Annotated in this window: 16 protein-coding genes; 1 reads left to right on the forward strand and 15 read right to left on the reverse strand. The window is 34.4% G+C overall.

The genetic code is table 11. The features are described 5' to 3' along the window. Window positions 1-141: 141 nt before the first annotated feature. A complete protein-coding gene (locus GA0061074_RS01820; RefSeq protein ID WP_092461398.1) occupies window positions 142-2,091 on the reverse strand; it encodes a sugar MFS transporter in 1,950 nt (649 codons plus the stop codon). A 52-nt stretch (window positions 2,092-2,143) separates the two neighbouring features. Beyond that, window positions 2,144-3,619, reverse strand: a complete 1,476-nt coding sequence (gene arfA, locus GA0061074_RS01825; protein ID WP_092461399.1) for an arabinosylfuranosidase ArfA — start codon at window positions 3,617-3,619, stop codon at window positions 2,144-2,146. 227 nt (window positions 3,620-3,846) lie between these two features. On the opposite strand from arfA, the gene GA0061074_RS01830 reads away from it, so the two are divergent. Further along, window positions 3,847-4,746 carry an ArsR/SmtB family transcription factor gene (locus GA0061074_RS01830; protein WP_092461400.1) on the forward strand — a complete coding sequence of 300 codons (900 nt, stop codon included), beginning with the start codon at window positions 3,847-3,849 and terminating at the stop codon, window positions 4,744-4,746. A 41-nt stretch (window positions 4,747-4,787) separates the two neighbouring features. Here the strand turns inward: GA0061074_RS01830 and GA0061074_RS01835 are convergent, their stop codons facing one another. From GA0061074_RS01835 to GA0061074_RS01895, 13 genes are all read right to left on the reverse strand, one after another. Beyond that, complete coding sequence (locus tag GA0061074_RS01835) at window positions 4,788-4,988, reverse strand: hypothetical protein (protein ID WP_092461401.1); 201 nt, start codon at window positions 4,986-4,988, stop codon at window positions 4,788-4,790. 92 nt (window positions 4,989-5,080) lie between these two features. Continuing rightward, complete coding sequence (locus GA0061074_RS01840; RefSeq protein ID WP_092461402.1) at window positions 5,081-6,547, reverse strand: glycoside hydrolase family 1 protein; 1,467 nt, start codon at window positions 6,545-6,547, stop codon at window positions 5,081-5,083. A gap of 19 nt (window positions 6,548-6,566) precedes the next feature. Continuing rightward, window positions 6,567-8,504, reverse strand: a complete 1,938-nt coding sequence (locus GA0061074_RS01845) for a beta-glucoside-specific PTS transporter subunit IIABC (protein WP_092461403.1) — start codon at window positions 8,502-8,504, stop codon at window positions 6,567-6,569. Between the two features lie 137 nt (window positions 8,505-8,641). Further along, window positions 8,642-9,496 (reverse strand): PRD domain-containing protein, encoded by an 855-nt coding sequence (locus GA0061074_RS01850; protein WP_092461471.1) that lies wholly within the window; start codon window positions 9,494-9,496, stop codon window positions 8,642-8,644. Between the two features lie 191 nt (window positions 9,497-9,687). Further along, window positions 9,688-10,515, reverse strand: coding sequence for a histidine phosphatase family protein (locus tag GA0061074_RS01855; protein WP_092461404.1), 828 nt, complete (start codon window positions 10,513-10,515; stop codon window positions 9,688-9,690). 278 nt (window positions 10,516-10,793) lie between these two features. Further along, complete coding sequence (locus GA0061074_RS01860) at window positions 10,794-11,909, reverse strand: NAD(P)-dependent alcohol dehydrogenase (RefSeq protein ID WP_092461405.1); 1,116 nt, start codon at window positions 11,907-11,909, stop codon at window positions 10,794-10,796. Between the two features lie 426 nt (window positions 11,910-12,335). Then, window positions 12,336-13,625, reverse strand: coding sequence for a glycosyltransferase family 2 protein (locus GA0061074_RS01865; protein ID WP_092461406.1), 1,290 nt, complete (start codon window positions 13,623-13,625; stop codon window positions 12,336-12,338). Then, complete coding sequence (locus tag GA0061074_RS01870; RefSeq protein ID WP_092461407.1) at window positions 13,615-15,882, reverse strand: glycosyltransferase; 2,268 nt, start codon at window positions 15,880-15,882, stop codon at window positions 13,615-13,617. Before GA0061074_RS01870 ends, GA0061074_RS01865 begins: the two co-directional genes overlap by 11 nt. Before the next feature lie 7 nt (window positions 15,883-15,889). Then, entirely contained in the window at window positions 15,890-18,496 is a 2,607-nt protein-coding gene (locus tag GA0061074_RS01875) for a CDP-glycerol glycerophosphotransferase family protein (protein ID WP_092461408.1), read from the reverse strand. Between the two features lie 20 nt (window positions 18,497-18,516). Then, a complete protein-coding gene (locus GA0061074_RS01880; RefSeq protein WP_092461409.1) occupies window positions 18,517-18,942 on the reverse strand; it encodes a hypothetical protein in 426 nt (141 codons plus the stop codon). Between the two features lie 33 nt (window positions 18,943-18,975). Continuing rightward, window positions 18,976-20,184: an SGNH/GDSL hydrolase family protein gene (locus GA0061074_RS01885; protein WP_092461410.1), complete on the reverse strand. Its 1,209-nt coding sequence runs from the start codon at window positions 20,182-20,184 to the stop codon at window positions 18,976-18,978. Window positions 20,185-20,220: 36 nt separating this feature from the next. Beyond that, window positions 20,221-20,667 carry a glycerol-3-phosphate cytidylyltransferase gene (tagD, locus tag GA0061074_RS01890; protein WP_092461411.1) on the reverse strand — a complete coding sequence of 149 codons (447 nt, stop codon included), beginning with the start codon at window positions 20,665-20,667 and terminating at the stop codon, window positions 20,221-20,223. A gap of 44 nt (window positions 20,668-20,711) precedes the next feature. Then, window positions 20,712-24,692 (reverse strand): CDP-glycerol glycerophosphotransferase family protein, encoded by a 3,981-nt coding sequence (locus GA0061074_RS01895; protein ID WP_159426637.1) that lies wholly within the window; start codon window positions 24,690-24,692, stop codon window positions 20,712-20,714. Between the last annotated feature and the right edge of the window lie 6 nt (window positions 24,693-24,698).

Here is a 24,698-nt window from a genome sequence, read left to right on the forward strand (position 1 = left end):
CTTTCTATCAATCAGTCTAAAATACTTAAATATCCCCTCAACACCTTCATTATACATTCTTCACAAACTTATTTAAAGTAAGAGCCAACTAAAAAAGCAACCTAATTTATAAAATTAAGTTGCTCAATCTAAACTGTTAAATTACTTGCCTTGCTCGTAGTTAACCTTCAACAAATCTGCTTGATGAGTGACAACTTCATCATTCGTTGTTGTCATTTGCTTGATTTGGTTTCCTTGCGTTAACAAGATAATGACAGTGTCTCGATTACCTTGTCCAGTAACCAGATCACGATTAAATTCTAGTAACAAGTCTCCCTGGTGAACAGGTTGTCCTGTCTCAATATGACTAACAAATCCTTCACCACGCATCTTTTCAGTTCCTAGGCCAACGTGAATCAATATCTCTAGACCATTGTCTGAACGTAAACCAATAACGTGCTTTGTGGTAAAGACAAATACAACTTCACCGTCAAATGGTGCATAAATATGATTATCACTAGGTTGGATTCCAATACCCTGACCACTCAAACCACGATGACCATTTTCATCAACAACGTCTGCTAATGGCATTACAATACCATCAACTGGTGCCTTGATTGTTGCTTCAACATTAGTGCCATTAGCAGCAAGCAAATCTTTATCATCTTCACCTGTTACACCTTCAGCAACCAACTTTGCTTGCAATTCATTAACAATTTCAGCATGGCGCTTTTCTGAAATATTAACCTTAAAGACATAGATTAACAATGCAATCACGTGCAAAATCAATCCAGCCCAGAAAGCAACACCCTTGAACAAAGCGATACCACCTGAAGTAATTGAAGCGGCCGTTGCAGTACCAGTCATACCAGCTGCAACCGCAACCCAACCAACGATACCGTTTGAAATAGCACTTGAAGCCTTGTCTAACATTGGACGAATTGCCAAAGTCACGGCCTCATTACGAGAACCATTCTTTAATTGACCATATTCAATCGTATCAGTCAAAGTCAAGATAACGGCCATAAAGATGAATCCCTGTGGTACATAGTACAAAACTAGGGCAATCATAACAATTGCTAAATTATCAGTTGTGAAAATCAATAGCATGTAAGCAATGATCATTGCAATCATACTTACTGAGTAAATCATTTTACGGCTAACCCACTTGTTAATAACTGGGTATAGTGGTGACGTAAAGAAACCAGCGATTGTTGGAATAATACCAGCAACCCAGAATAGTCCCGGCTTGTCCAAAACGTACTTAAACATGTAGAACATCAAACCGGCAGTCGCAGCGTTTCCAAAACCATAAACTAAGTAAGGCAAAGCCGTCCAAAGCATTTGGTCGTTACTTTTTAGCGCTCCCAACATATCCTTTACGGAAGTCTTTTCCTTAGCAACTGAACGAATCGCATCATCTTTTTCATGCGTTCCATAGGCAACAACTAATGATGAGAAGATAGCGGCGATTGCAACAATAATTGCGAAGACAATCCAACCTGATTGACCTTCTTCATGCTTACCAGTAAACACAAAAGTTGCAAACGTAACAACTGGCACAATAATCATGGTAACAATGTTTTGTCCAAACGCTGTAAAGTTAGCTGAAGCTGTATAGACAGAACGACTATGACTATCCTCAGTCAATGCAGGTACCATTCCCCAATATGACACATCTCTAAATGAGTATAAAATATCAAAAATCAAGAATAGTGGAATGAATAAAATCGTAAACCAAATTGGGCTAATGTGTGATAGTCCAAAAATACCTGAGAATAATACAACAATCAATAGCGCTGATGAAACACCAGTTCCAATTAGATAAGGTTTAAATTTTCCCCATCGTGTGTTTGTATTATCAACGATGTTTCCAATCAATGGATCAATAAAAATTTCTGCAATTCGAATAATAAATATCAACGATGTAATCATCGCGATTAGTTTTGTCGTCTCACCTTTTGAGATACCTGTAAACATCGCTGACGTTACATATACCATAAAGTAAGTACTAAATGTCATTGACAAAGCCGAATGTCCGAAATTACCAATGGCAAAGTTCGTTATCGACCAAAAGTTGCTCTTCTTTTGAGCGGTATTACTGCTACTCATAATCTTTCATCCTCCTAATAAATGAAAAATCCTCTAAAACCTATCTTTAAAACTAAGCGAACGTTTGAAACTGAATAACGTTCCAAGAAAATGCTGGCAATGTGACTTCATGCAAATCTTCCTTAACCGTTACCGGTATAACCTGTTCTTTGGTATTTGTAAGATGTGGATCATCACATGTATAACTACGTTGCGTGATATTTGTTAATTTATCGCCTGCATTCAAACCAATATCCAAAGTTAACGATTCAGTCTGATGACGGTTAACCGCAAAGACAGTGTATTGATCAGCATTATTTTTAACAATCACGGCATCCAAGTATGGCACATCACCAAATTCTGCCACATGATACGTATCAGAACTTGCATTCGTTAATAGTGTTTCACCGTAACCGTACTTTGATACATCTGCTAACGGTGTAAAAATAGTTTGCTTAATCAATCCCGTTTCATCTGTTAAGATTGGCGCAATCACATTCACTAACTGCGCAAAACAGGCAATTTTAACACGATCAACATGCTTTAATAATGTAATCAAACTTGAACCAACCAATAACGCATCTTGAAAATCATAAACATCTTCCAACAAATGTGGTGCTTGTTGCCAGGGTTCGTTATGCTCATCAGCTTCATTCGAGTGATACCAAACATTCCATTCATCAAATGAAATATTCAATGTCTTATCAGATTTTTGTGTTGCCTTCGCTGCATCGGCTAAAGCAACAACTGAATCGATAAACTTATCCATGCGAATAGACTTTGCAACATGATGCATAGTCCCTTGTTCAGGTGCATCATAGTATTGGTGCATGGAAATGTAATCAACATTTTCATAACACTCCTGCAAGACGGCCGTTTCCCATTTACCAAACTCCGGCATATGTTCATTGGAACTACCACAAACCACCGTTTCAATACTTGGATCCAGTGCCTTCATAGCCTTAGCCGTTTCATTAACTAATTGTCCGTATTCATGAGCTGACTTATGACCAAATTGCCATTCGGCGTCCATTTCATTTCCTAAGCACCACGTCTTTACACCATATGGCTTATCATGACCATTTTGGCGACGTAAATTAGCCCAGTACGTATCCGTGTCTAAGTTGCAATATTCTAATAAATTACATGCTTCTTCAATCCCACGCGTACCCAAATTTACAGCAATCATCGCTGATGAATTAACCTTTGGTAACCAGTCCATAAATTCATCAAGGCCAAATTGATTGGTCTCAATACTTTGCCAAGCCAAATCAACCCGCTGTGGACGTTGGTCTTTGGGACCAATCCCATCTTCCCAACGATACGTTGACACAAAGTTACCACCTGGATAACGAATCATTGGTACGTCTAATTCTTTGACAGCATCGATTACGTCTAATCGCATACCAGCATCATCAGATAACTTATTTTTTGGGTCATAAATACCTTCATAAATACTACGGCCCATGTGCTCTGCTAAAGCTGAATTAATGCGATGGTCAATTTTACCGACACTAAACAAGTCATTAGCGTAAAGTTTTCCTTGCATTACTTTCCTCCCTCAATCTCCTCATTAACGTTTTAATCGTTAATTATATGATAGCGCTTTCATGCACGGTAGTAAATAACATTTAGGTTGATTTGTTAAAATAAATTATTGAACGTAAACGTTTTTGTTGATAAGATTAAGGCGATAAGATTACTATTTACAAAGTCGATAACCTAATTATTATTGATTAATGAATTATGCGACATTTATTACTGGAGGCCATTAAAATGGATTTGGATATATCTGATGAATCAGTACCTGTATTTCGTGCACTCGCAAGTCCAGTAAGAGTGAAAATCATTCAATTACTTTCCAAAGATAAATTGAACGTTTCACAACTATCAAAAGCACTTGGTATCAGTAGCACTATCACTATTGCGCATTTAAACAAATTAGAAGAAGCCCACCTCATTCAATCTGAGAAAAAAGGTAATCAACGAGTATCTACACTAACCATCGATACCATTAATGTTAATTTCCCAACGAAACTCTATATTCCATTCAAAAACTTGGATATTGATATTCCGATTGGTCAATATACGTCGTACGATGTCGCTCCTACTTGTGGACTCGCCGACAGTAAGGGATTCATTGGTAAGCTAGACCAACCCGGTTATTTCATGGATCCTAAGCGGTATCAGGCGGGGATGTTATGGTTTGGTCAGGGGTTTGTTGAATATCAGATTCCCAATTATCTACAAAAAAATCAAGCCCTAGAAATGTTAGAACTAAGCCTTGAATTAAGTTCCGAGTTTCCCTTTTCTAATAATAATTGGAAATCAGATATTACCATTTCTTTGGATGGTCACGAACTAGGTACTTGGACTAGTCCTGGTGATTTTTCCGATACACGCGGTCGTTATACGCCAAAATGGTTAGATGAAGATATGAATCAATACGGTATTTTAAAATCATTGCGCATATCTAATCATGGTTCAACCATCGATGGTAAATCATCATCTGATACGACCATCGATATGATTGATACAAGTAAAAGTTCGTGGATTTTACGTATTGCAGTCAAAGATGATGCCGAAAACGTTGGTGGTTGCACCATTTTTGGTCATAAATTCGGTAACCATGATCAGGGCATTAAAACAACTATCTATTATAGTGATCAGGCATAATAAAACGAGCATGGGATTTACATCTCATGCTCGTTTTCTCGTTAAAGCCAATTAAATAATAATAAAATTCCAAATATAAACATCACAACACCAAATATTAGCCCACTAAAATATGCAATTGGTAAGAAACTTGATGTACTCTTAGTTGCATGCTGTTTTACTTCTTGAAACGCCCGAAATACAGCATAAAACTGCCATATACCAATCAAAATACCAATAACACCACAGATTCTTTCAAACATAATTTTTCCCCCTTACTACAAGGATAGCATAAATTCGAAATACCTATAAAAAAGCAGTTCGCGCATCATTTGATACACGAACTGCTTACTAATTAATCAAGCTCGGCACCGTTAGATGCGATTACTTGCTTATACCAATAGAATGAATCCTTTGGCATACGGTCTAATGTACCATTACCAGAATCATCTTGATCAACATAGACAAAACCATAACGCTTTGACATTTCAGAAGTACCGGCACTAATTAAGTCAATTGGTCCCCAAGTTGTATAACCCATCAAATCAACCCCGTCCTTAACGGCCTCTTTCATCTGAATAATATGTTGTCGTAGATAATCAATACGATAATCGTCATGAATATGACCATCTTCAGCAATGACATCTTGCGCACCCAAACCATTTTCAACCACAAACAATGGTACATGATAACGATTCCAGAATTCATTCAATGTAATTCGTAAACCAACTGGGTCGATTTGCCAACCCCAATCACTTGATTCTAGGTAAGGATTTTTACCACCAAATGTTAGATTACCACTTGTCTTTTCAAAGTCAGGATCAGCAGACGCAACCATTGACATGTAATAGCTAAATGATAGGTAATCAACTGTTCCTTCACGCAATAATTCTTCATCACCGTCGGCCATATCAATTACAACATGATGCTCAGCAAAGTAACGGTTCATAAATTCAGGATACTCACCACGTACTTGTACATCGGTAAAGAACAGATTCAATTCATCCTGTTTTTGTGTTTCCAACACATCAACTGGATTAGGCGTATTAGGATAATTCTGCATACGAGCTAACATGCAACCAATTTGCGCATCTGGATCGATAGCATGTAGTTGTTGCACCGCAATCGCACTAGCAACAAATTGGTGGTGCAATGATTGATAGTGTAATTGCATCTTTTCGTCTGCTGACAAGCCATCTTCTAGTGCACCAGTTGCATTAAAGCCCCATGTACCCGCATTAATTTCATTAAATGTCATCCAGTACTTAACCTTATGTTGGTAACGATTAAATACCGTTTCAGTATACTTAGTGAATGCTGCAATGGTGTCACGACTGGCCCAACCGTTTTGTTTAATAGTCAATGCAATCGGCATTTCATAATGTGATAAAGTTACCACTGGTTCAATATCATACTTTGCGCATTCATCAAATACACGGTCGTAGAAAGCTAGCCCAGCTTCATTTGGTTGTGCATCATCACCATTCGGAAAAATACGACTCCAAGCAATTGACATTCGGAATGCCTTGAAGCCCATATCAGCCATTAACTTAATATCTTCTTGGTAACGGTGATAAAAATCATTACCACGACGCTTTGGATAATGCGTATCTGATGGATCAGCAATTGCCTCATCTAACATCTCTCGCGTAACTTCATTCATCGCCATTGAATTACTACGATCTTCAGCTTTTTTAACAACTTCGGCCGTCGTAATCCCCTTACCATCAAGGTTAAAAGCACCTTCAATTTGATTAGCGGCTGTTGCACCACCCCATAAAAAACCATCTTTAAAACCAGTTGATACGTTCTTTGAATACATTATATTTCCCCTCACTTTTCTAAACTTCTAACGATAGCAATGGCGTTTGTTCAGTAACTTTACCCGTTGCTAATACATTAACTGCTTGATAATCAGATGAATTCGTTACAATAATCGGCGTCGTAATTTCATAACCCTTTTCTTGGATAAACGCCATATCAAACGACACTAACGAATCGCCCGCTTTAACATGTTGTCCTTTTTCAACGTGAAGTTGGAAACCTTCACCATCTAAGGCAACCGTATCCATACCGATATGGATAAGTATCTCGGCACCATCGTTTGTCCGCATACCAACCGCATGACCAGTTGGGAAGACTAAAATGATTTCACCATCTGCCGGCGCAACAACTTCACCTTTACTTGGTTGAATGGCGACACCTTGTCCCATTGAACCTGATGCGAATACCTCATCCTTTACGGCCGTCAATGGCACAATCTCACCATCCAAAGGCGCTTGCAACGTTGTTGATACTTTTGTGGCCGCTGTTACTTCTTTAGCTGACGTTGATACATCCGCATCTGAACTTTCAGTGACAACTTCATCCGCATCAACACTTTGCTTACCAAACATTAATTGGAGTACAAAACCTAGGACAGTGGCAACAGCCATCGAAATGATTAAGCCCCAAACACCCATATCCATGCCATTTTTACCAAATGCACCTGGAATTGAGAAGATTCCCATACCAGCCATCATATATAACTTGGTTCCAAACCAACCAATCATACCGCCACCAATTCCTGATGCGATACAGCTTAAAATAAATGGTCGCTTACGAGGTAACGTCAAACCATAAATAGCCGGTTCCGTAACGCCGAAAATACCAGAAACAAATGCTGGAATAGCAATTGAGCGTGTCTTTGTACTCTTAGTTTGCATAATAATTGCCCCAACAACACCGGTTTGAGCAAATGAAGCGGCCAATGATAATACGACTAAAGGATCATAACCAGATGCTGCAATATTGGCCATCATGACAGCCACGAATCCCCAGTGAACACCAAAGATAACAAATACTTGCCAGAAAGCACCCATTAGCACACCAGCTAAAATTGGACTGAAATTATAAATACCGACAACCAATGCTGAAATACCATTACTCAACCAGGTAGCAATTGGTCCAATAATCAAGAAAGTTACTGGAACCGTAATTAATAGAATTACGAGTGGTACCAAGAAAGTCTTAACCACTGTTGGAATATAACGCTTAGCTACCTTTTGTACCTTAGATGCAAACCAGCAGGCCAAGATAATTGGAATAACTGACGACGTATAGTTCATCGCGATAACTGGTATTTTTAAGAACGTTACATGGACTGGTGACTCTAGGAATGAGCCTGAGAACAATGTATACAATGTCGTCTTACTGTTAACCATACCAACAATATCTGGATATACTAGCGCCGCTCCAATTAGCGCACCAATATACTCATCAACTTTAAATTTCTTGGCTGCTGAAATTCCTAACATAATTGGTAAGAAGTAGAAAAAACCATCACCAATTGCATATAAGATACGATATGTTCCTGAACTAGTACTTAACCAACCTAGCGCAGCAAACAATGCATCGAAACCTTTAATCATTCCGGCGGCACATAATGGTCCTAAAATTGGATTAAAGATACCAGAGATAAGATCGATAAAGCGATCCATTACGCTCATATCACTCTTCTCTTCATAATCATCAGGAACTGTCCCGCCGTCAGCAAAGCCCCCTTCTTTCACTAACGTTTCATAAACATCAGCTACATGATTACCAATCACAACTTGGTACTGACCACCAGATTTCACTAAGGTTAGGACACCATCCAGATTTTTAATTTTTTCATCATCTGCTTTTGACTCATCTTTTAACTTAAAACGTAGACGTGTCGTACAATGAACAACACTTTGGACGTTATCCTTACCACCAATATCTGCAATGATATTTTTACTTAATTCTTCGTATGCCATCAAAATATCCTCAATTTTCTAACAAAAAAGCTCAAACATATCAAAAAACACCACAAGTAATTACTTGATTTGTTTTTTAATATATTTGAGCTAATGCCTATTACTAGTAACACGCTATAAAATATTAAAATCTATTATTAACTTGGCGTCTGGTTTTGTCGATGCGTTACGCGCCAAATATGTAACGTCAAATATAACTTATCATCAGATGTTAACTGCCAGTTTTCAGTCTTATCAAGATATGTCTCAATCTTTTCAACTGTTGCATAAGCATCCGCATACTTTGCTTGCATTAACGCTAACAAACCATGATCTAACTCATCCGTTTCATCTGTTATTTGCTTCATATGTCGAATAATAAATCGCCGCAAATGTGTGACAAAGCGATCAACATTAAACGAATCCTGATCTAGTTGCATACCAAATTGATATTGTACAATATCAACAATCGCACGAATAATTTTCGTAATACGCATCGTATCTTGTAAATCCGTATTATCGGTTTCCATATTCAACAAATGATAAGTTAAATAAACCGCCTCACTATTGCCAAAAGTTAAGTTTGTTCTATCTTCCATCAATTGAACCATTTCTTTAGCAACTTGATACTGTTGTGGAAATAACTTGCGAACTTCCCAATCCGATGTCCCACCCGCCATATCAATTCCTTTGTGAGCACGTTGTAATGCAAAATCAATATGATCAATTAAGGCTAAATAACCGTAGTCATTAAACGTTGTCTCCTGACGAGCTTCTACTAAATGAACAACTTCTTTTGTTAGCGCCAACGTTTCTGATGAGACATTCGCAATACTATCTAATAATGCTTCCGTCTTATCGGCCGCTACAAAGCGATGGGTTACTTTTGACTCATCAATTTGGTCGCCAACCTTTTTTCCAAAGCCAACACCATTGCCTACAACAACCCATTCAACACCAAATTCACCAGTTACTAAGGCCGCATTATTATTAAAATTTTTAATAAATTTCATATCTACTAAACGGTCTCCATGTTTTCTAGTTGCTGGTTCATAAATAACCGTATAAATGAAAATAACCCACAATTCACCCGTATAATTGGCCACCTTATACAAGTAAGTTATGGGTTAATGCCTAATCGAATTAGTAACACGCTCATTTATATAGTAAAGTATAGTTTTTAATGAAAGCGCTGTCAATAGTTTTAATTATCTAGTGCTTTTTTACCATCATTAAAGTACTTTAATGAACCAATCTTACCAGAAAGCTTAAAATCACCGTCATGATAAACTAGCTTTGTAACAGCATCGTTTTCTAAGCCGACACCTTTAAATTCAGGGATATCTTGCTGTGACAAGAATAGGTTGATTGCCATACCTGAACTAACTACCAAAACATTACCACCGCCATCTTTTTGTTGTGTTTTTGCAATCTTAGTTAAAGCTTGTGTCATCCTTTTTTCAACTTGCTTAGAACTTTCTGCACGGTATTCTTTTGGTAGATCTGTCTTTAAAGCATTGGCTTTATCTAATTCATAATAGCCGTCTTGCATTTTATTTTGTGCATATTTACCATTATCTTTCATAAAATCATCGGTATTTTTATACCCAAAATGGCTAGCAATTTCAGGTACATTCTTATCCATATCGGGCCGTCCTTCATAACTACCATAGTTATCTTCACGTAGATCTGGATTTACTTGCAATGTCACCTTTTTATTACCAGACTGTTTTAAAGCGCCTTTAGCAGTTTTCTCTTGTCTAGTTAAATCACCAGAATAAGCTGCTTTAAACGTTGTACCTTTCAAACCTTCGCCAAGATACTTAGCCCCTTTAACCCCATTAGACGTTAACGTATAATCACTCCACCCTTGTGCCCGGTGCATCACGTTAGCTGTTGTCTCACCATGGCGTGTCAAATAAATAACAACTTTATCTGATCCTTTATCGGTTGTTTTTGCGTGGATACTCCCACCACCTACCATCGTTGCTAGCGTTGCACTTGCAATAAGTGTTAATAACTTTCTATTCATAAAAATAACCCCTCTAACATTAAACGATAAACTTAAAAATATGATGATAAACAATTCGAAATACCACTTACTAAAAAAATAACCCATAATTTACCCACACAAAAACGTGCGATAAATTATGAGTTAATGCCCAAATAAATTGGTAACACGCTCATTCATCAATGAGTAAGAATACATGAAAATGAAAGCGCTGTCAAAAATAAAGCTCCGATAATAAAAAGCTTGTAAAACCAACATAAACGCAGATTTTACAAGCTAAATTACTTATATTTTATAAATTAAGCTGAATAAGACTCATCGATGACAAGTACAGGCTTAACGGTCGTACCATTCTTTGAATCTTCGAAAGCTTGATTGATGTCTTCAAAAGCATACAACTTGCTCAACTCATCAATCTTGAATTGACCCTTGTGATAGAAGTCAACCAACTTTGGAATCAATTCTTGTGGAATAGCGTCACCTTCGATAACACCCTTAATTGTACGTGAGAAGGTTACAATATCATTAGTAAAGTCAACTGGAACTGGCTTCTTACCAACAGCGACAGTTGCTAATTCACCCTTAATAGCTAAGCTCTTAATAGCACTGTTAATAACAACAGGCACACCTGTTGTATCTAGCGCATATTGAGCACCCTTACCATCGGTAATAGCCATTATTTCCTTAACAGGATCAACTTCAGCACTGTTAATGGTTTCAGTAGCACCCAAGCTCTTAGCAATTTCTAGACGTTCAGGGTTAATGTCAACGGCAATAACGTGAGCAGCATTAGAAATGACACCAGCCATCATACCAGCAAGGCCAACAGCTCCGGTACCAAATACAACTAGGCTTGAACCTGGCTCTGGTTGCAAAGAGTTCAAAACAGTTCCACTTCCAGTCATGAAACCACATCCCAAAGGTCCTAGGATACGCAAATCCATGTCCTTATCAACCTTAACTAGATTGTTTTCTTGTACAATTGAGTATGTTGAGAATGATGATTGACCAAAGAATACACTTGCATCATCACCATCAACCGTATGAATACGGTGTGAACCATCACGCATAGCACCACCCATATTCAATTCATTGAAGCGTTCGCATGCACCGGGCATTCCTGCACGACAGAATTGGCATTCACCACATGAAGCAAATCCAACAACAACATGGTCACCCTTCTTGAAATTAGTAACACCATCACCAACACTCTCAACAATTCCTGATCCTTCATGACCTAGAACTGCTGGGAATGGCATTGGTACTGTACCATCTTTTACTGTTGAGTCTGTATGACAGATACCTGATGCAACAATCTTCACTAGCACCTCACCAGCCTGGGGCTCATCCAAAATCATATCTGTTAACTTGAATTCTTCATCCACACCATTTAAAACCGCTGACTTAATCTTCATGATTTGTATCTCCATTATATTTTATTGTATTCATAATTTTTTATTATGGCTCACTTATTATTTTAAGTCCGAAATTCAGGAATGTAAACGTTTTTTGTCGCTATGATTTGCGTGTAAAAAGTAGAATTGTTTGTCAAAACATATTAAAAATATCTTTTTTTATGCTTTTAGTATTTTTATTTTCAGCTTAAAATGGTTTAAAATATTTATATATTTTTTAAAATAAATTCGGATTTTAATCATATTTATATAATAAAAGACACCAGTAACATACCGGTGTCTAATGTAATCGATGAAAACACAGATACGAGGTATTTATTGATGCCTATCAATGAATGCTATATTTAATTTCGTTGATTCAACAGATAAAAATATTAATCCCTTGATTTTTAATGAATTAGTTACTCTAGTACATGAGCTACTATTTTATATAATGTAAGTAAAATTAAAGGGCAACCAAGTATTATATTTCAAGGGCAAAGAATTAAATATAATTTTTAAATTGCCATGTGGATCTAATTGCCAACCAGACACTCCATTTTTACTAGAAACAGACACAAACTGTGTATTTCGATTAGGTGCTAATTCGATGGGAACCTTTGCAACCACACTATTTATTGTTGTTACACCCTTCACTGCGCCCGAAATATAAACCGTATTCCCATCTCTCCTAATGATAGGTATTGTATCTAAAGCAAAAATTTTTGAATTACCTACCAACTCAAGATTTTCCTGTGGAGAATCCATTATACTGAATGATCTATTTGTTTTTTTCTTATTCGCTTCTATCAACGTTATAGCTGAAGCTAACGTAGACACAAAACTTTTAGCTAAGTAACCATATTTTATTTTTACATTCTTAAAAGGAACACTATTTGTTATATAGATAGAATCATTATTTAAAATTCCATTTTCATCTCTGAAATGAGTATGATAAAGGTATTCTTCAAGCATTGAAGATGTTATTTTATAATCATTTTCAATAATCCAATTATAAGCTTTTTTCCAATGTACTCCAACAGGATTTTTTTGTTCAGCAATATGACTATAAGCCTTTAAATATTCCGACCAGCCAATTAAATTTTTACTAATAAATTGTTCGGGAGATCGCACGGGAAAATGATCAATTCTAATCCCTTTATCGATGCCCGTATATTCGATTTCAGTAGACATTCGTTCGTTATTATACCTAATATAATGCTGGCCAATACCAAAATTTACATTAAAATTAGGATTTAAATTAAAAATAATAGACTTTTGAGATTGTAATTTTTTTCTAGCGATATACTCTCTTAATAGCGGATTACAGTGTTCATAATTATACCCATCAAAAATAATTTCACGTCTTGGCACTCTATACACTTGGTTTTCTCTATTAATAAAGTTCTCAGTAAATTTACTTTCAATTACTATAAATTCATCTGAATCTAATACAAATAGATTAAAATTTGTATTAAAAATTTTTTGGATTTTTCTAACACCCCAGGTAACAATTTTCTCCTGTTGAAAAGTAGAAAAAACCTCTCCTACACCATTCAAAACGTGAATATTTAGTTCTTCGTTTATTAAACGATTAATTATTGCTTTTGAATTGTCTATACTATTCCAGAAAATAATATACATTTCATCTAAATAATTCATATTTGTTCTAACAAATGTTTCAATTATATCCTGCTCATTTCCAACTAATGTTAATGATACATTTTTAACTTTCATATTTATGGCCTTTGTAATTATCTTCATCAATTATTGAATAAAAAAGTGACATAGCATCTTTATTGTATTTATTACTATCAAAAAAAACATTCGAACTATTAATCTTATTTTCTTTATATAAAGATACTATTCTATCACTTATACCTATAACCGAATTATCTACTAAACAATCAGAGTAATCATCCCCTAGAACACTACGGTTACCTGCAATATCAGTCGCAATTATTGGCTTCTCTAGCGTTAATGCTTCTAACAACACCATAGGCTGCCCTTCATGATTTGAACTTAGTACAAAAAGGCTTGCTCTTTTCAAGAAAATATATGGATTAGCTACTTGACCAACGAATACAACATCACTTTCTAAACCTAGCATAGAAACTTGTTCTTTTAATTTTTTCTCTAATTCACCTGATCCCAAGATAAACAGTTTCATCGGAATTTTTAATTCTTTTTTAGCTTTATCAAAAGCTTTAACTAATTTTTGTTGATCTTTTTCAGGTCCCATTCTACCTATATTAACTAAATTAAATTCATCTATATCTGGAAGCATTTTAAATATTCCTTCCTCTTCCAAATAATCATGGTTATTTAAACTAATAACATTAGAGTTATCCCTACTTTTTGACAAAATATCATCAACTACTATGGAATTTGCAACATACTTATATTGTGAAATGTTTCCATATTTCGATAAATGTTCAGCATTTAATTCTAACGTTTTTTTACCAACAGAAACAATAGAATCAAAAAACTTATATAACTTAAAAACTTGTGGCAATTTATTAGCATGCTTTAACTTACCATCAACTATTTTTGTCAATTCAGCATACATATCATTATGTTGATAAATTAATTTAGTTTTTGCAGTTGAAAAAGCCATAATACTTGTCCAAAAAACAACATATCCAGAAAAATCAATTGCTACATCAATTGCTGTATTTCCTAATAATCGAACTAATTCACGTTGAAATACATTTATAGCATAAGATTTTTCTTTTTTACTTAAGGAATCATAACCCTCAACAGCCTGGAGCTTACTTGCTGGTATGCGTTCTTCCATTAAATAATCAGTAGCACCTGTCCGAAAAATTAAAGTACTTAATTTATTTAACCTAGATACATTTTTTTTACTAGATTCGTCATATTTTGATTTATCAATATAAATAAGATTGTACTTTTTATAATCAATATTATATGAAAGATTTATAGCAGATGTCGTAACCCCATTATTTTGGAAACCACCTGCATATATAATAATATTTTTCTTACCGTTTGATACTTCATTCCAAATTTTGTTACTTGTTAATAAATCTTTAACAGTATGCGACGAATTCTGAAGAACTGGAGAATAGTTTTCAAGTGTTTGATTTTCTAAAATAATAAATTTATCAAATGAATTGAAAATATTTTTGCTCAATAAAATATCACTATCGGAATAAACAGATTTAATATTATTTAAAAAATCTACAATAGAATAATCAAATGGTCTAACATACTTACCAAAATCAGCAAGAGACTTATAAAACTTCAATTCGCTTGGGTGAACAAGAAGTACTACTTTACCTTCAATTTTATTTACCTTTATAAATTTTTTTAATTGTTGATCCGAATCTAGGTTAGAATTCTTTTTTAAAAAAATTACATTCCATTTTGGATTTTGACTCGCTAAATTGCATTTCATTATAGATAAATAAAAGTTTTTAATATTATGAAGTTTAATTCTATCAAACAATTTTTGCTGTTCAAAGTCTGTCATCAATAGATAATCACTTTGTAAGATTGCTCGTTGTGATCGTTTTTCAAACATTGATAGTTCATCGGTATAAAATCCTAAAAATGCTTCTGCTGTATTAATAACTATCTGATTCTTTTTTGAAATAAAATAGTCAGGAAAATCACCATCATTTATAATGAACTTTGATTGTACTAATGCAAAAATATATTTGTATGAGTCCCGCTTAACAACATAAATACTTTTTTGTTCTTTTTCAGAAAACGCACTATAAAATGATTGCATATTCGTTGTTGATAAAACAACCTTCATATTTTTAAATTCTTTAATAACTTGTTTAATAAATTGAACAATGGAATATGATAGATAATTTCCTGAATATGATTCTGCAAACAATAAATTTTCTTTCAAAGGGATTGGTTGATTATACAATGTAGTATAATCAGCTATTGTCTTAACTTTTTTATCATTATTTTGATATTGAATTAATTGATTGTCAGTAAGTTTACTAAAATTTTTTCCCATAATGTTATTAACTCCTACTGATATCCATCAAATTATTTATATTAGCAGAGTTATTATCTGCTAATTTATTAGTATTAAACTTAAACTCGCTGTCCAAAACATTAATATAATCATTCCCTAATATATTTAGTAATGATAGATAATGTTTAAACTCTTTAATAGTAAATATCCCTTCATCAATACTATTGAAGCCAAATGTATTATATAACCCGTCATATTTTTTAAGCACATTTGATGAGTCATACTTAATTATTTTAGTATTTTGGGAAATACTATGCGTGAAATCTTCGAAGTTATTATCATATTTCAAATTAACCAAATCAAATATTATTTTAGCGTTAGTAAACATAGCACGAACTATATTTATATCAATTTTCTTGCTCAAAACAAGTATATTACTCCGATATAATCTATTATCATGTAAATAATTAATTATTTGATTTTCATCTCCATAAATGACTAAATCATCTTTTTCATTATCAACTTCACTAAAGTACTTATCAAGAATGGATACTAAATTTTTATCTCGATTGTGTTCCAAAATTAATACAGAAAGTTTTTGACTTTTAACAAATTTACTATCTACTAATTCGCTCTTAAAATTAGTTACTATTGCATCATTTGAAGGTATATTAACTATATATTTTTTCCCATCAATATTGACTTCACTAAAACTATAATCATTCAAATCATTATCTATTTCTAACTTAATAGTATTTTCTAACTTTAGAGAACGAATTAATACATTAGTTGACACCACGTTATTAAACATGGGAATAAGTTTTGTTACGTTTTTATTAATAGTTTCAAATTTATTTATATCACTTAATGATAGATATAAGATTTTTTTTGCTTCCGGAAATCCATAATAGAACTGTTGAATCCAAAAATCACTTATTCCATCAAAATCTATTACTGTTTCAAAGTGTAAAGACCCAAACATTCTACGAACATTGGAACTAAAGATTTGCTGAGCATCAGTTATTAATTCCTGATGAACTTCATTTTTTCTAATTAATGTATACAGCGCATAATTTTTTTGGTCAAAAACAATTTCACCCACATTGTAAAAAATTTTGATATTCCTTTTAAGACCTTTTATACACTCTTCTTCTTCAACTGAAACTTTTGCTGGATGCCAAAGTAATATATTTTTATTTAATACACTTAATTTATTTATTTGGTAAACCTTCTCATTGGTTAACTTACCCGTCCATACCAAAATATTTTTTAAACTATTACTATAATCTACAGTTACAACTTTTTGATTTGCAAATATATGATTGATAATTTTTTCGCTTGAATTTCCCACTTGAGTATATGCAAATTCATCAAATTCAATATACTCAGAAGTAAGGTTATCTACATCTCTTAAGAGCACTTCCAATTCTTCATCAGAAGTTACAATAGGAATTGAGAGCTTATCGAGCGAAATATATACCCCCCTATCAGCTAAATATTGCTCTTGATCATATTGAAATAAAATTATTGGCTTTTTTGTTGCTAAGAAGTCTATAAATGCTGATGAATAATCTGTAATTAATACATCAATAAATGCTGATATCTCATTAATATCTAAATAATCTGAAATAACGATATTTTCAAATCTATTATCATTTTTAACATACTTATACAACAGTGGGTGAACCTTTAATAGAATTTGATAATTATCCGGTAACGAATTTTTCATAATCAAAACTTTTTCCAACAGTTCATCGTTAATATTTCCTACACTATCTACTTCGCCACGCCAAGTTGGTGCATAAAGAATAGTTTTTTTATTTTTGTCAAATTTCACATCCTTCATCAATACATCATCTAAATATTTAGTTGTGGTACTTTGAGCTAAATCAATCCTTGGATATCCTTCTTCGATTATTTCCCCTTGATAAACTCCATCAATATCATGACTATAAATAATTTTTTCTCCGGTAAAACGGTTTGGAGATAGAATATGCGTTGCTTGAAGAAAATTACGCGCCAGATTTTTGTGTTGACCGTACGAACCTGCCATATCTTTACCTAAAGTCTTTAAAGGTGTCCCATGCCACGTATTTATATAAATTTGCTCTTCTCTACGGAAAAAATATGGTGGAAATGATGTATTATTAATTAAAAATTTAGCTCTAGCTATAGCCGATAGATATTCATCGCTGTAAAGATCAACAAAATACAAATTCTCCATTTCAATAAATCGTTGAACTTGAATATCTTCTTCTGGTTTGTGGCTTAATACCCATACGTGTATGTATTTTTTTTCAACGTCTTGTTTTACAATTTCTAAAAATAATGCAAACGGATTATCTGTCATTGAATTTCCATGAAACGTTTCGTACATAATCATATTTTCGATTATGGGCATTTCTCTGAAATGCCCATAAGATGTTTTATATTGAAATGATTTTCTCTTGTTTACTTCCGCATCAAAATTTTTATAAAATTTATTATAAGAAACATTCAAATCATTATCTAAAAACATATTATTTGAATTATTAATGTTCTTAGACTTATTTCCAAATTTATATTCTGTGTCAATATTCAAGCCTAATTTCGCTTTTAATTTTAATCTTTGCTCCAAGGTCGTTCCATTTCTAAAATCTTCTTTTAATCCCATGACATCCTAACTCCTTATAACTACTTCGTTGAGATGATAGTAATTGTTCCAATAGCCATTCCTGACCTCAAACTAACCTTCTTCAACCCAAAATTAACAAACTGTGGCACAATTTCTTGACCATTTCCAAAAATACGATTAACATTTTGTAATCTTTTATTAGTTACAAAATCTAAATTTGGCTCAAATAACGCAAATTCATCATCAGCTAATTCTAGCTTAATACCTGTTTTCAAAGATTTAGGTTCTAACAACGTCTTTAAATCAGGATTATCACGAAATCCTTTTAATTTCTTAGGTAACTGTAAAATGTTAATACCCTTAAAAAAAGGATTATTAACTGCGGAATCAATAACAGTATCTTCAGCCAAAGTTACTTCATAACCTGGTAATGTAGTTGAACGTTTTAATGTAATTTCTTGCCCTGTTTCGTCTAAAAACTTCATAACACTCTTCTCCCTAATAATTATGATTACTACCTAACCACGTTTAACATATTTATCATCTTGCCAAGTCCAGACTTGATCTTTTAACGACACATAATGAGCTACCCACAAATCATTAAAATCTTGCTTTTGAAGTGGTTTAGACCAATTTTCTCCGTCAGTAGAATATGAAATAGTATCGTCTTTAAATTTTATAAATGGTACCTGACGTTCGTTTAATAAGATATCATTTTCTAAAGTTAAACTATCTAATCCACCATCGTAGCGCAACGGTGCTGCGTAATACTGATAAATATTAGTAACTTGGATATCTGACGGTAAGCCATTTTCTTTTATTAACAAACTTAAATCATCCGTATTATTCAAGTGCAACTCGAACCATAAAATTTCAGCATGCTTTCCTTTTTGGGTGTTTCTCTTAATTCTTGCAAATAGTTCCTGGCGCATTTTAGAATCTGCAAATAAATTACCTGTAAAAACATATTTATCTGTCTCACCAAAACGTTGTGCTGGTGATTGATAGCCATGCTTTACAAAATCTTTCAATGACTTTGCAATTTGTTTATGAACATCTAACGTAAAATGGTCACGATCATCAACATATTCATCAATATGATTACCTAAATGATAATCGCGAATATCAAATACGGGAACACCTTGCTCCTTATAAACTTCTATGTATGCAGCAACCATATCAGCATAGGTAAAACCATTTGGGCCTTCCAAATGCCAAGCAGGTTGATGCTTTCTAAAAGCTAACGTTTCAATAACACCGACTAACTGAATTTTCGAATTAATTGCTCTAATACGATTAATATTTTGACGTAATTTATCTTTCACCTCAGTCAAACCGTGTAATGATCCATCCGGATTAGGTTGTTTCCAATCATTATTACCATACGCAATTATTGCAACATCCGCCTGTTTAATTTCTTGCTTATAATAATTAATGCTACCTTCAAAACTATGGGTCCAACCAGCAAGTCGATCTAAATTATGCTGTCCTTTAAATTGACCTGTACCTGTTTCAGCAAAATTTTCCAACTTATGTGCATTTAAATAATAAGAAGCCAATTTAGCATAAACAGCATCTCGATAAGGTGTTTCTTCCCTGATTAATTCTTGACCAGCGACAATACTGTCACCAAAAACAACCACGTTCATATCCGTCCAGTCATCTCGAGCTGTTTTTTGTTTTATAATTTTTTTTAAAAGTGCTTTTATTCTGCTTTTCACTTGCATACAGTTAACGGCTCCATTTTCTGGTTACCAAAAATATTACTTACCTGATACATCAATAGTTGACGTGTCAACACTGGTTGCTAATTTCTTTGCGTTCAAATCTTTTTTGATTTGTGATGTTGAAATTTCCGGTGTACGTGGTAAGTAGACAACTTCAGCCTTTGTTTCATCTTCAATAAAATCAAACTTTCCAGCCCAGTCATCCCCCATAACCATCGTATCAATATGGTATTCTTTCACATCCGATACCTTTTGATCCCAGCTATTTTCAGGAATTACCAAATCAACATAGCGAATTGCTTCTAACAATTGCTTACGCTTTTCATATGAAAAATAAGTTTTCTTTTGTTTTGATTCCCAATTAAATTCGTCAGATGACAAAACCACAATTAAGTAATCCCCCATCTGTTTTGCACGACGTAGTAAATTAATGTGCCCATAATGTAACATGTCAAACGTTCCGTATGTAATAACTCGCTTCATATCCTTGTATCCTTTTTAATTATTTTTTGTTACTTTTCTATCATTTACTTAATTATATTATAAAACGCTAACTTTGCACTATTTTGATAATGCGCAATATCAAATTCTTTTATATTTGTTTGTTGTTCCATTGTAAATAACATCTGCATAACAAATGCATTTGTTGTGACATCTTGTGTTAACAAACCGTAAGTCTGATTCCCTAATACACCAACATTAGCGGCAATATTAGTTGCCACAATTAATCGATGTTGCATCATAGCCTCAAGTAATACCATCGGTTGTCCTTCATACAACGAAGGATGAACAAAAACATCTGCGACTGCCAAATAATCAGCAGGATTATCAACCTGTCCTGTAAACAAAACAACATCAGCAATCCCTAACTGGACAGCTTGGTTTTCTAAATCACTACGGATGACACCATCCCCCACAATGATCAATTCAGCCTCTGGATGTTGCTGGTAAACTTTTGCAAAGGCATCAAGCAGCATCGTTTGATTTTTTTCAGGTGATAATCTACCGACAGCTACAAATACAAAATGGTCATAAGTTGCCCAATTACGTCCATTTGCATAAATCAACTGCTTTGAAACACCCTGAGGTACTTCAGAAATATGGCGTGTTTGACCATCATCGGTTATTAGATTTGTCATACCATTTTGTCTAATTAGGCTAATAAAATGACTATCTTCAAAATGCATATCAATTTTTCGTGTTATCCATGGTTTATCTAATATTGATACTGGTTTAACTTCATCAACTGGCAAAACATCGGCTTGTAACTGAACTTCCGATTGTTCATCAACCGGTTTTGTCTCTTCAAACGTCGTCTGTCGAATATGGTCATTATGAATTACTGATTCCTTTACCCAAACATATCGATCAGCAGTTAAAACAAAAATCATGTACTGCTTTGCCTGCCAATCCCAAACTCGAGCAAGTTCGATAATTTGGCCTGTAACCGCCAATGTTTGTGTTTGTCTATCTGCTAGCGTGATATAGCAACTTGTCTCAAACGACTCCATTACCTCGTAATAATAATTAAAGTGCGTTGTATCCAGCACTGTCACCATTGTAATTGGTAAGGTTATTTGCTCACCAAATGATTCAGAACCTAACACATAAACTTGTTTATCATCTACAAATTTGGCAGTTGCGTATCCGGCAATAAGTTGCAAATCTGTCGGTACTGATCCAAATGCTGCTCGCACATTATCTTCGGCATCCGCACTTATAATTAATGATTGATCAAAATAATCCTGTAATTGAATTACATTATTGCCACTTACCGGTACATCAACCGACTGAAAATTCATGGCACTCTCATCAATCCACCATTGTTTCTTCCCGACTTTAACACGGTAATACGTACCAATTTTAGTTTTAGCCATGGCCGTTGCCAAATAAAATTGATTAGTTACTTTCAGCTGACGTTGCTTTAAGCCACGTTTTGTTAATCCTAATGGTTGATTAGTTAGCGTTACGGGTCCTGCAATAGTAAATAATTGACGAATCCCAACATCATAACGTTGCTCTGGTACTTTATGCGAAAGCTTATTCCATAACCATTGATAAATGGCAAAATGATTGCTCATTTGCATAGGCAACACACTGGATGCTTTCAACCATCCTAATTGTGCCTGTCGCGGTAATTTCACTTGATAATAACGACCATCAGCTGTATCCGCCTCCGCTGTAATCTTTACAAAAGTGTGATTCAACCACTTTGCCTGTCCAATAACATCAGTTGTATCGTTTCCCTTTAAATAAGGTGTTTTAAACAAGCGACGTTTATTGTTATAGACCCAACCAATTTGATTTTGATTTTGTTGACTAAGTAACTCATTATTTTCTTGTACACTAATGTCTCGCGCCATCACCCAACCACGTGGTAAGTCATTAATTGCTAATTTATAAACATAATGCTGATTTATTTGCGCACGACCAAGCACTCGAATCGTATCCTGCTGTTCCAACTGGATCATTGTCACCTTTTGTTCAGAAACGTCAATTAATGAATGAAACATCTGCATAGTTAATTCATTAGCTTTTGCTGATGCTTGATAATCTTCAATAATGACGCCGTTATCCGTATCTTCTTCTTTGTCATCACTAGGCAACGTTAATGAATTTGGCACTGCTACCATTTGCTCCGGTCGCACATACTTCGCTAATTTCTTTTGATTAATTTGTTTTAGTGTTTCTGAAACCGACACGATTTTATCAAACACCGGATAAAGTGTGAACAAAGCGCCTAATTTTTTAGCATGTACTTGTTTACCATCAATCACTTTTTGTGAATCAGCGTACAAATCATTGTGTTGATAAACAACCAATTGCTTTCTTGGCATAACTGCAAATAACTTTGAACCATTATATGAGTAGCCGGAAAAATCAATTAAAGTATCAAACTGAACACTATTAAATAAACGATCAACCTCACGTAAATACCCTTGCTTAGGAATGTTACTATCTGACCAACCTTTAATACCATGGTCACTTACAAAACGATCCCGTTTATGCTCAGGACGGGTCAAGGCCGTAACACCAAATCGATAAATCAATCGTACACGTTGATCTAGTTGATCGACATTATTAGTGATTTCATCTTTATTGTTATCCCACAGAAAATAAGTCACATCATAACGATCATAATCAAGATTATGGCTCAAATTAATAGCACTGGTTGTAATACCATTGTTGCCCATCCCACCAGGATAGATTAGAATTTTTGGCTTATCTAAACCAACGGCACGTTTATGTACAATTCCCTTCACAAATTGTTGATCAAAAATTGTTGTCACCATACGTTCTGTCACATGACCATCATCATATGGCACAACTTGATCCTTCAATGCTTGATATTTTGGTGTATACTCACGTTGAATTTGATCAACATTTTGTAGACTTAGCCCCACAGCCTCAATATCATCTAAAATAGGACCTGGCAGTTCTTCATCATCAAAATACATACCACGATAACTACTGTAGAGTTCATGATCCCAAGCATAAAAAATAATTGGCTTATCAGTTACCATAAAATCAAAGAAAATACTTGAATAGTCCGTAATTAAAATATCAGTAATACCCAAAATCAAATTAGCATCCATCTCATCAGGAACTAAATATTGCTTTAATGCCTGGTGTTGACTGGCTAACTTATATGCATACGGGTGCACTTTCACCAAAATATTTTTATCGGGATTTAATCGTTGGAGTACTTTAATCTCTTCATAAATTTGATTAATGCTACCTGATGGGTTAGAAATTGACGTACCCTTCCATGTTGGTGTATACATCACGACCGGCTTTGTCTCATCAATAACAACTTGATGATGTTTTAAATAGTTAATCGTTTGTTCATTTTCATCAGCATAGGTTAAATCAATACGTGGATAACCACCTTCTAATACCTCACCCTGGTACAAACCATTAAGTTTATACCTATCTAAAAAAACATGCGAAGTATGTTCATTGGGCGAGATAATATAATCAGCCATCAACAAATTACGTTGCACGTTTTTTAACGACGTTTTTGAGCCCGGAATATCATACCCCATAAATTTCAGGGGTGTTCCATGCCATGTATTGATATACACTTGATCTGGTTTCTTATGCCAAAATGACTGGAATGTTGAATTTGTAATTAAATACTTTGCGCGTAATAACCACTTTGCATACTCAGTAGTATTACGCTTAACCCAGATAATTTTACGCTGTAATGCAACCGGAATGTTTGCAACCATACGCTTTAAATTTTCTTGGCTATTATCTGTGACGACCCAAACATGCTTTAAATCATGGTAGTCTTCATGTGACGCCAAGTAGCGAAAAATTGCCAACGGCGAATCAGTGATTGATTGCCCGTCACGAGCCTCATAAAGGACAACATTATCATCGACTATTGACTGGTCATAATGACGAATATAGTATTCGCGTGTCTTCTTTAGATCAGAATATTTATACGTCATTGCCACTTCAGCAACGTGAGCCAATCTTTTTGCTTTTTTCTTCAAATCCATACTCAT

Source organism: Weissella bombi, assembly GCF_900094835.1.
Classification (GTDB): Bacteria; Bacillota; Bacilli; order Lactobacillales; family Lactobacillaceae; genus Weissella; species Weissella bombi.

Excerpts from the sequence above, each read along its gene's own strand:
- GA0061074_RS01830 (WP_092461400.1), top strand. The coding sequence starts at position 3,847 with ATGGATTTGGATATATCTGATGAATCAGTACCTGTATTTCGTGCACTC.
- GA0061074_RS01870 (WP_092461407.1), bottom strand. The coding sequence starts at position 15,882 with ATGGGAAAAAATTTTAGTAAACTTACTGACAATCAATTAATTCAATAT.
- GA0061074_RS01850 (WP_092461471.1), bottom strand. The coding sequence starts at position 9,496 with ATGAAATTTATTAAAAATTTTAATAATAATGCGGCCTTAGTAACTGGT.
- GA0061074_RS01875 (WP_092461408.1), bottom strand. The coding sequence starts at position 18,496 with ATGGGATTAAAAGAAGATTTTAGAAATGGAACGACCTTGGAGCAAAGA.
- GA0061074_RS01860 (WP_092461405.1), bottom strand. The coding sequence starts at position 11,909 with ATGAAGATTAAGTCAGCGGTTTTAAATGGTGTGGATGAAGAATTCAAG.
- GA0061074_RS01855 (WP_092461404.1), bottom strand. The coding sequence starts at position 10,515 with ATGAATAGAAAGTTATTAACACTTATTGCAAGTGCAACGCTAGCAACG.
- tagD (WP_092461411.1), bottom strand. The coding sequence starts at position 20,667 with ATGAAGCGAGTTATTACATACGGAACGTTTGACATGTTACATTATGGG.
- GA0061074_RS01840 (WP_092461402.1), bottom strand. The coding sequence starts at position 6,547 with ATGTATTCAAAGAACGTATCAACTGGTTTTAAAGATGGTTTTTTATGG.
- GA0061074_RS01865 (WP_092461406.1), bottom strand. The coding sequence starts at position 13,625 with ATGAAAGTTAAAAATGTATCATTAACATTAGTTGGAAATGAGCAGGAT.
- arfA (WP_092461399.1), bottom strand. The coding sequence starts at position 3,619 with ATGCAAGGAAAACTTTACGCTAATGACTTGTTTAGTGTCGGTAAAATT.
- GA0061074_RS01885 (WP_092461410.1), bottom strand. The coding sequence starts at position 20,184 with ATGCAAGTGAAAAGCAGAATAAAAGCACTTTTAAAAAAAATTATAAAA.
- GA0061074_RS01895 (WP_159426637.1), bottom strand. The coding sequence starts at position 24,692 with ATGGATTTGAAGAAAAAAGCAAAAAGATTGGCTCACGTTGCTGAAGTG.
- GA0061074_RS01880 (WP_092461409.1), bottom strand. The coding sequence starts at position 18,942 with ATGAAGTTTTTAGACGAAACAGGGCAAGAAATTACATTAAAACGTTCA.
- GA0061074_RS01820 (WP_092461398.1), bottom strand. The coding sequence starts at position 2,091 with ATGAGTAGCAGTAATACCGCTCAAAAGAAGAGCAACTTTTGGTCGATA.
- GA0061074_RS01845 (WP_092461403.1), bottom strand. The coding sequence starts at position 8,504 with ATGGCATACGAAGAATTAAGTAAAAATATCATTGCAGATATTGGTGGT.
- GA0061074_RS01835 (WP_092461401.1), bottom strand. The coding sequence starts at position 4,988 with ATGTTTGAAAGAATCTGTGGTGTTATTGGTATTTTGATTGGTATATGG.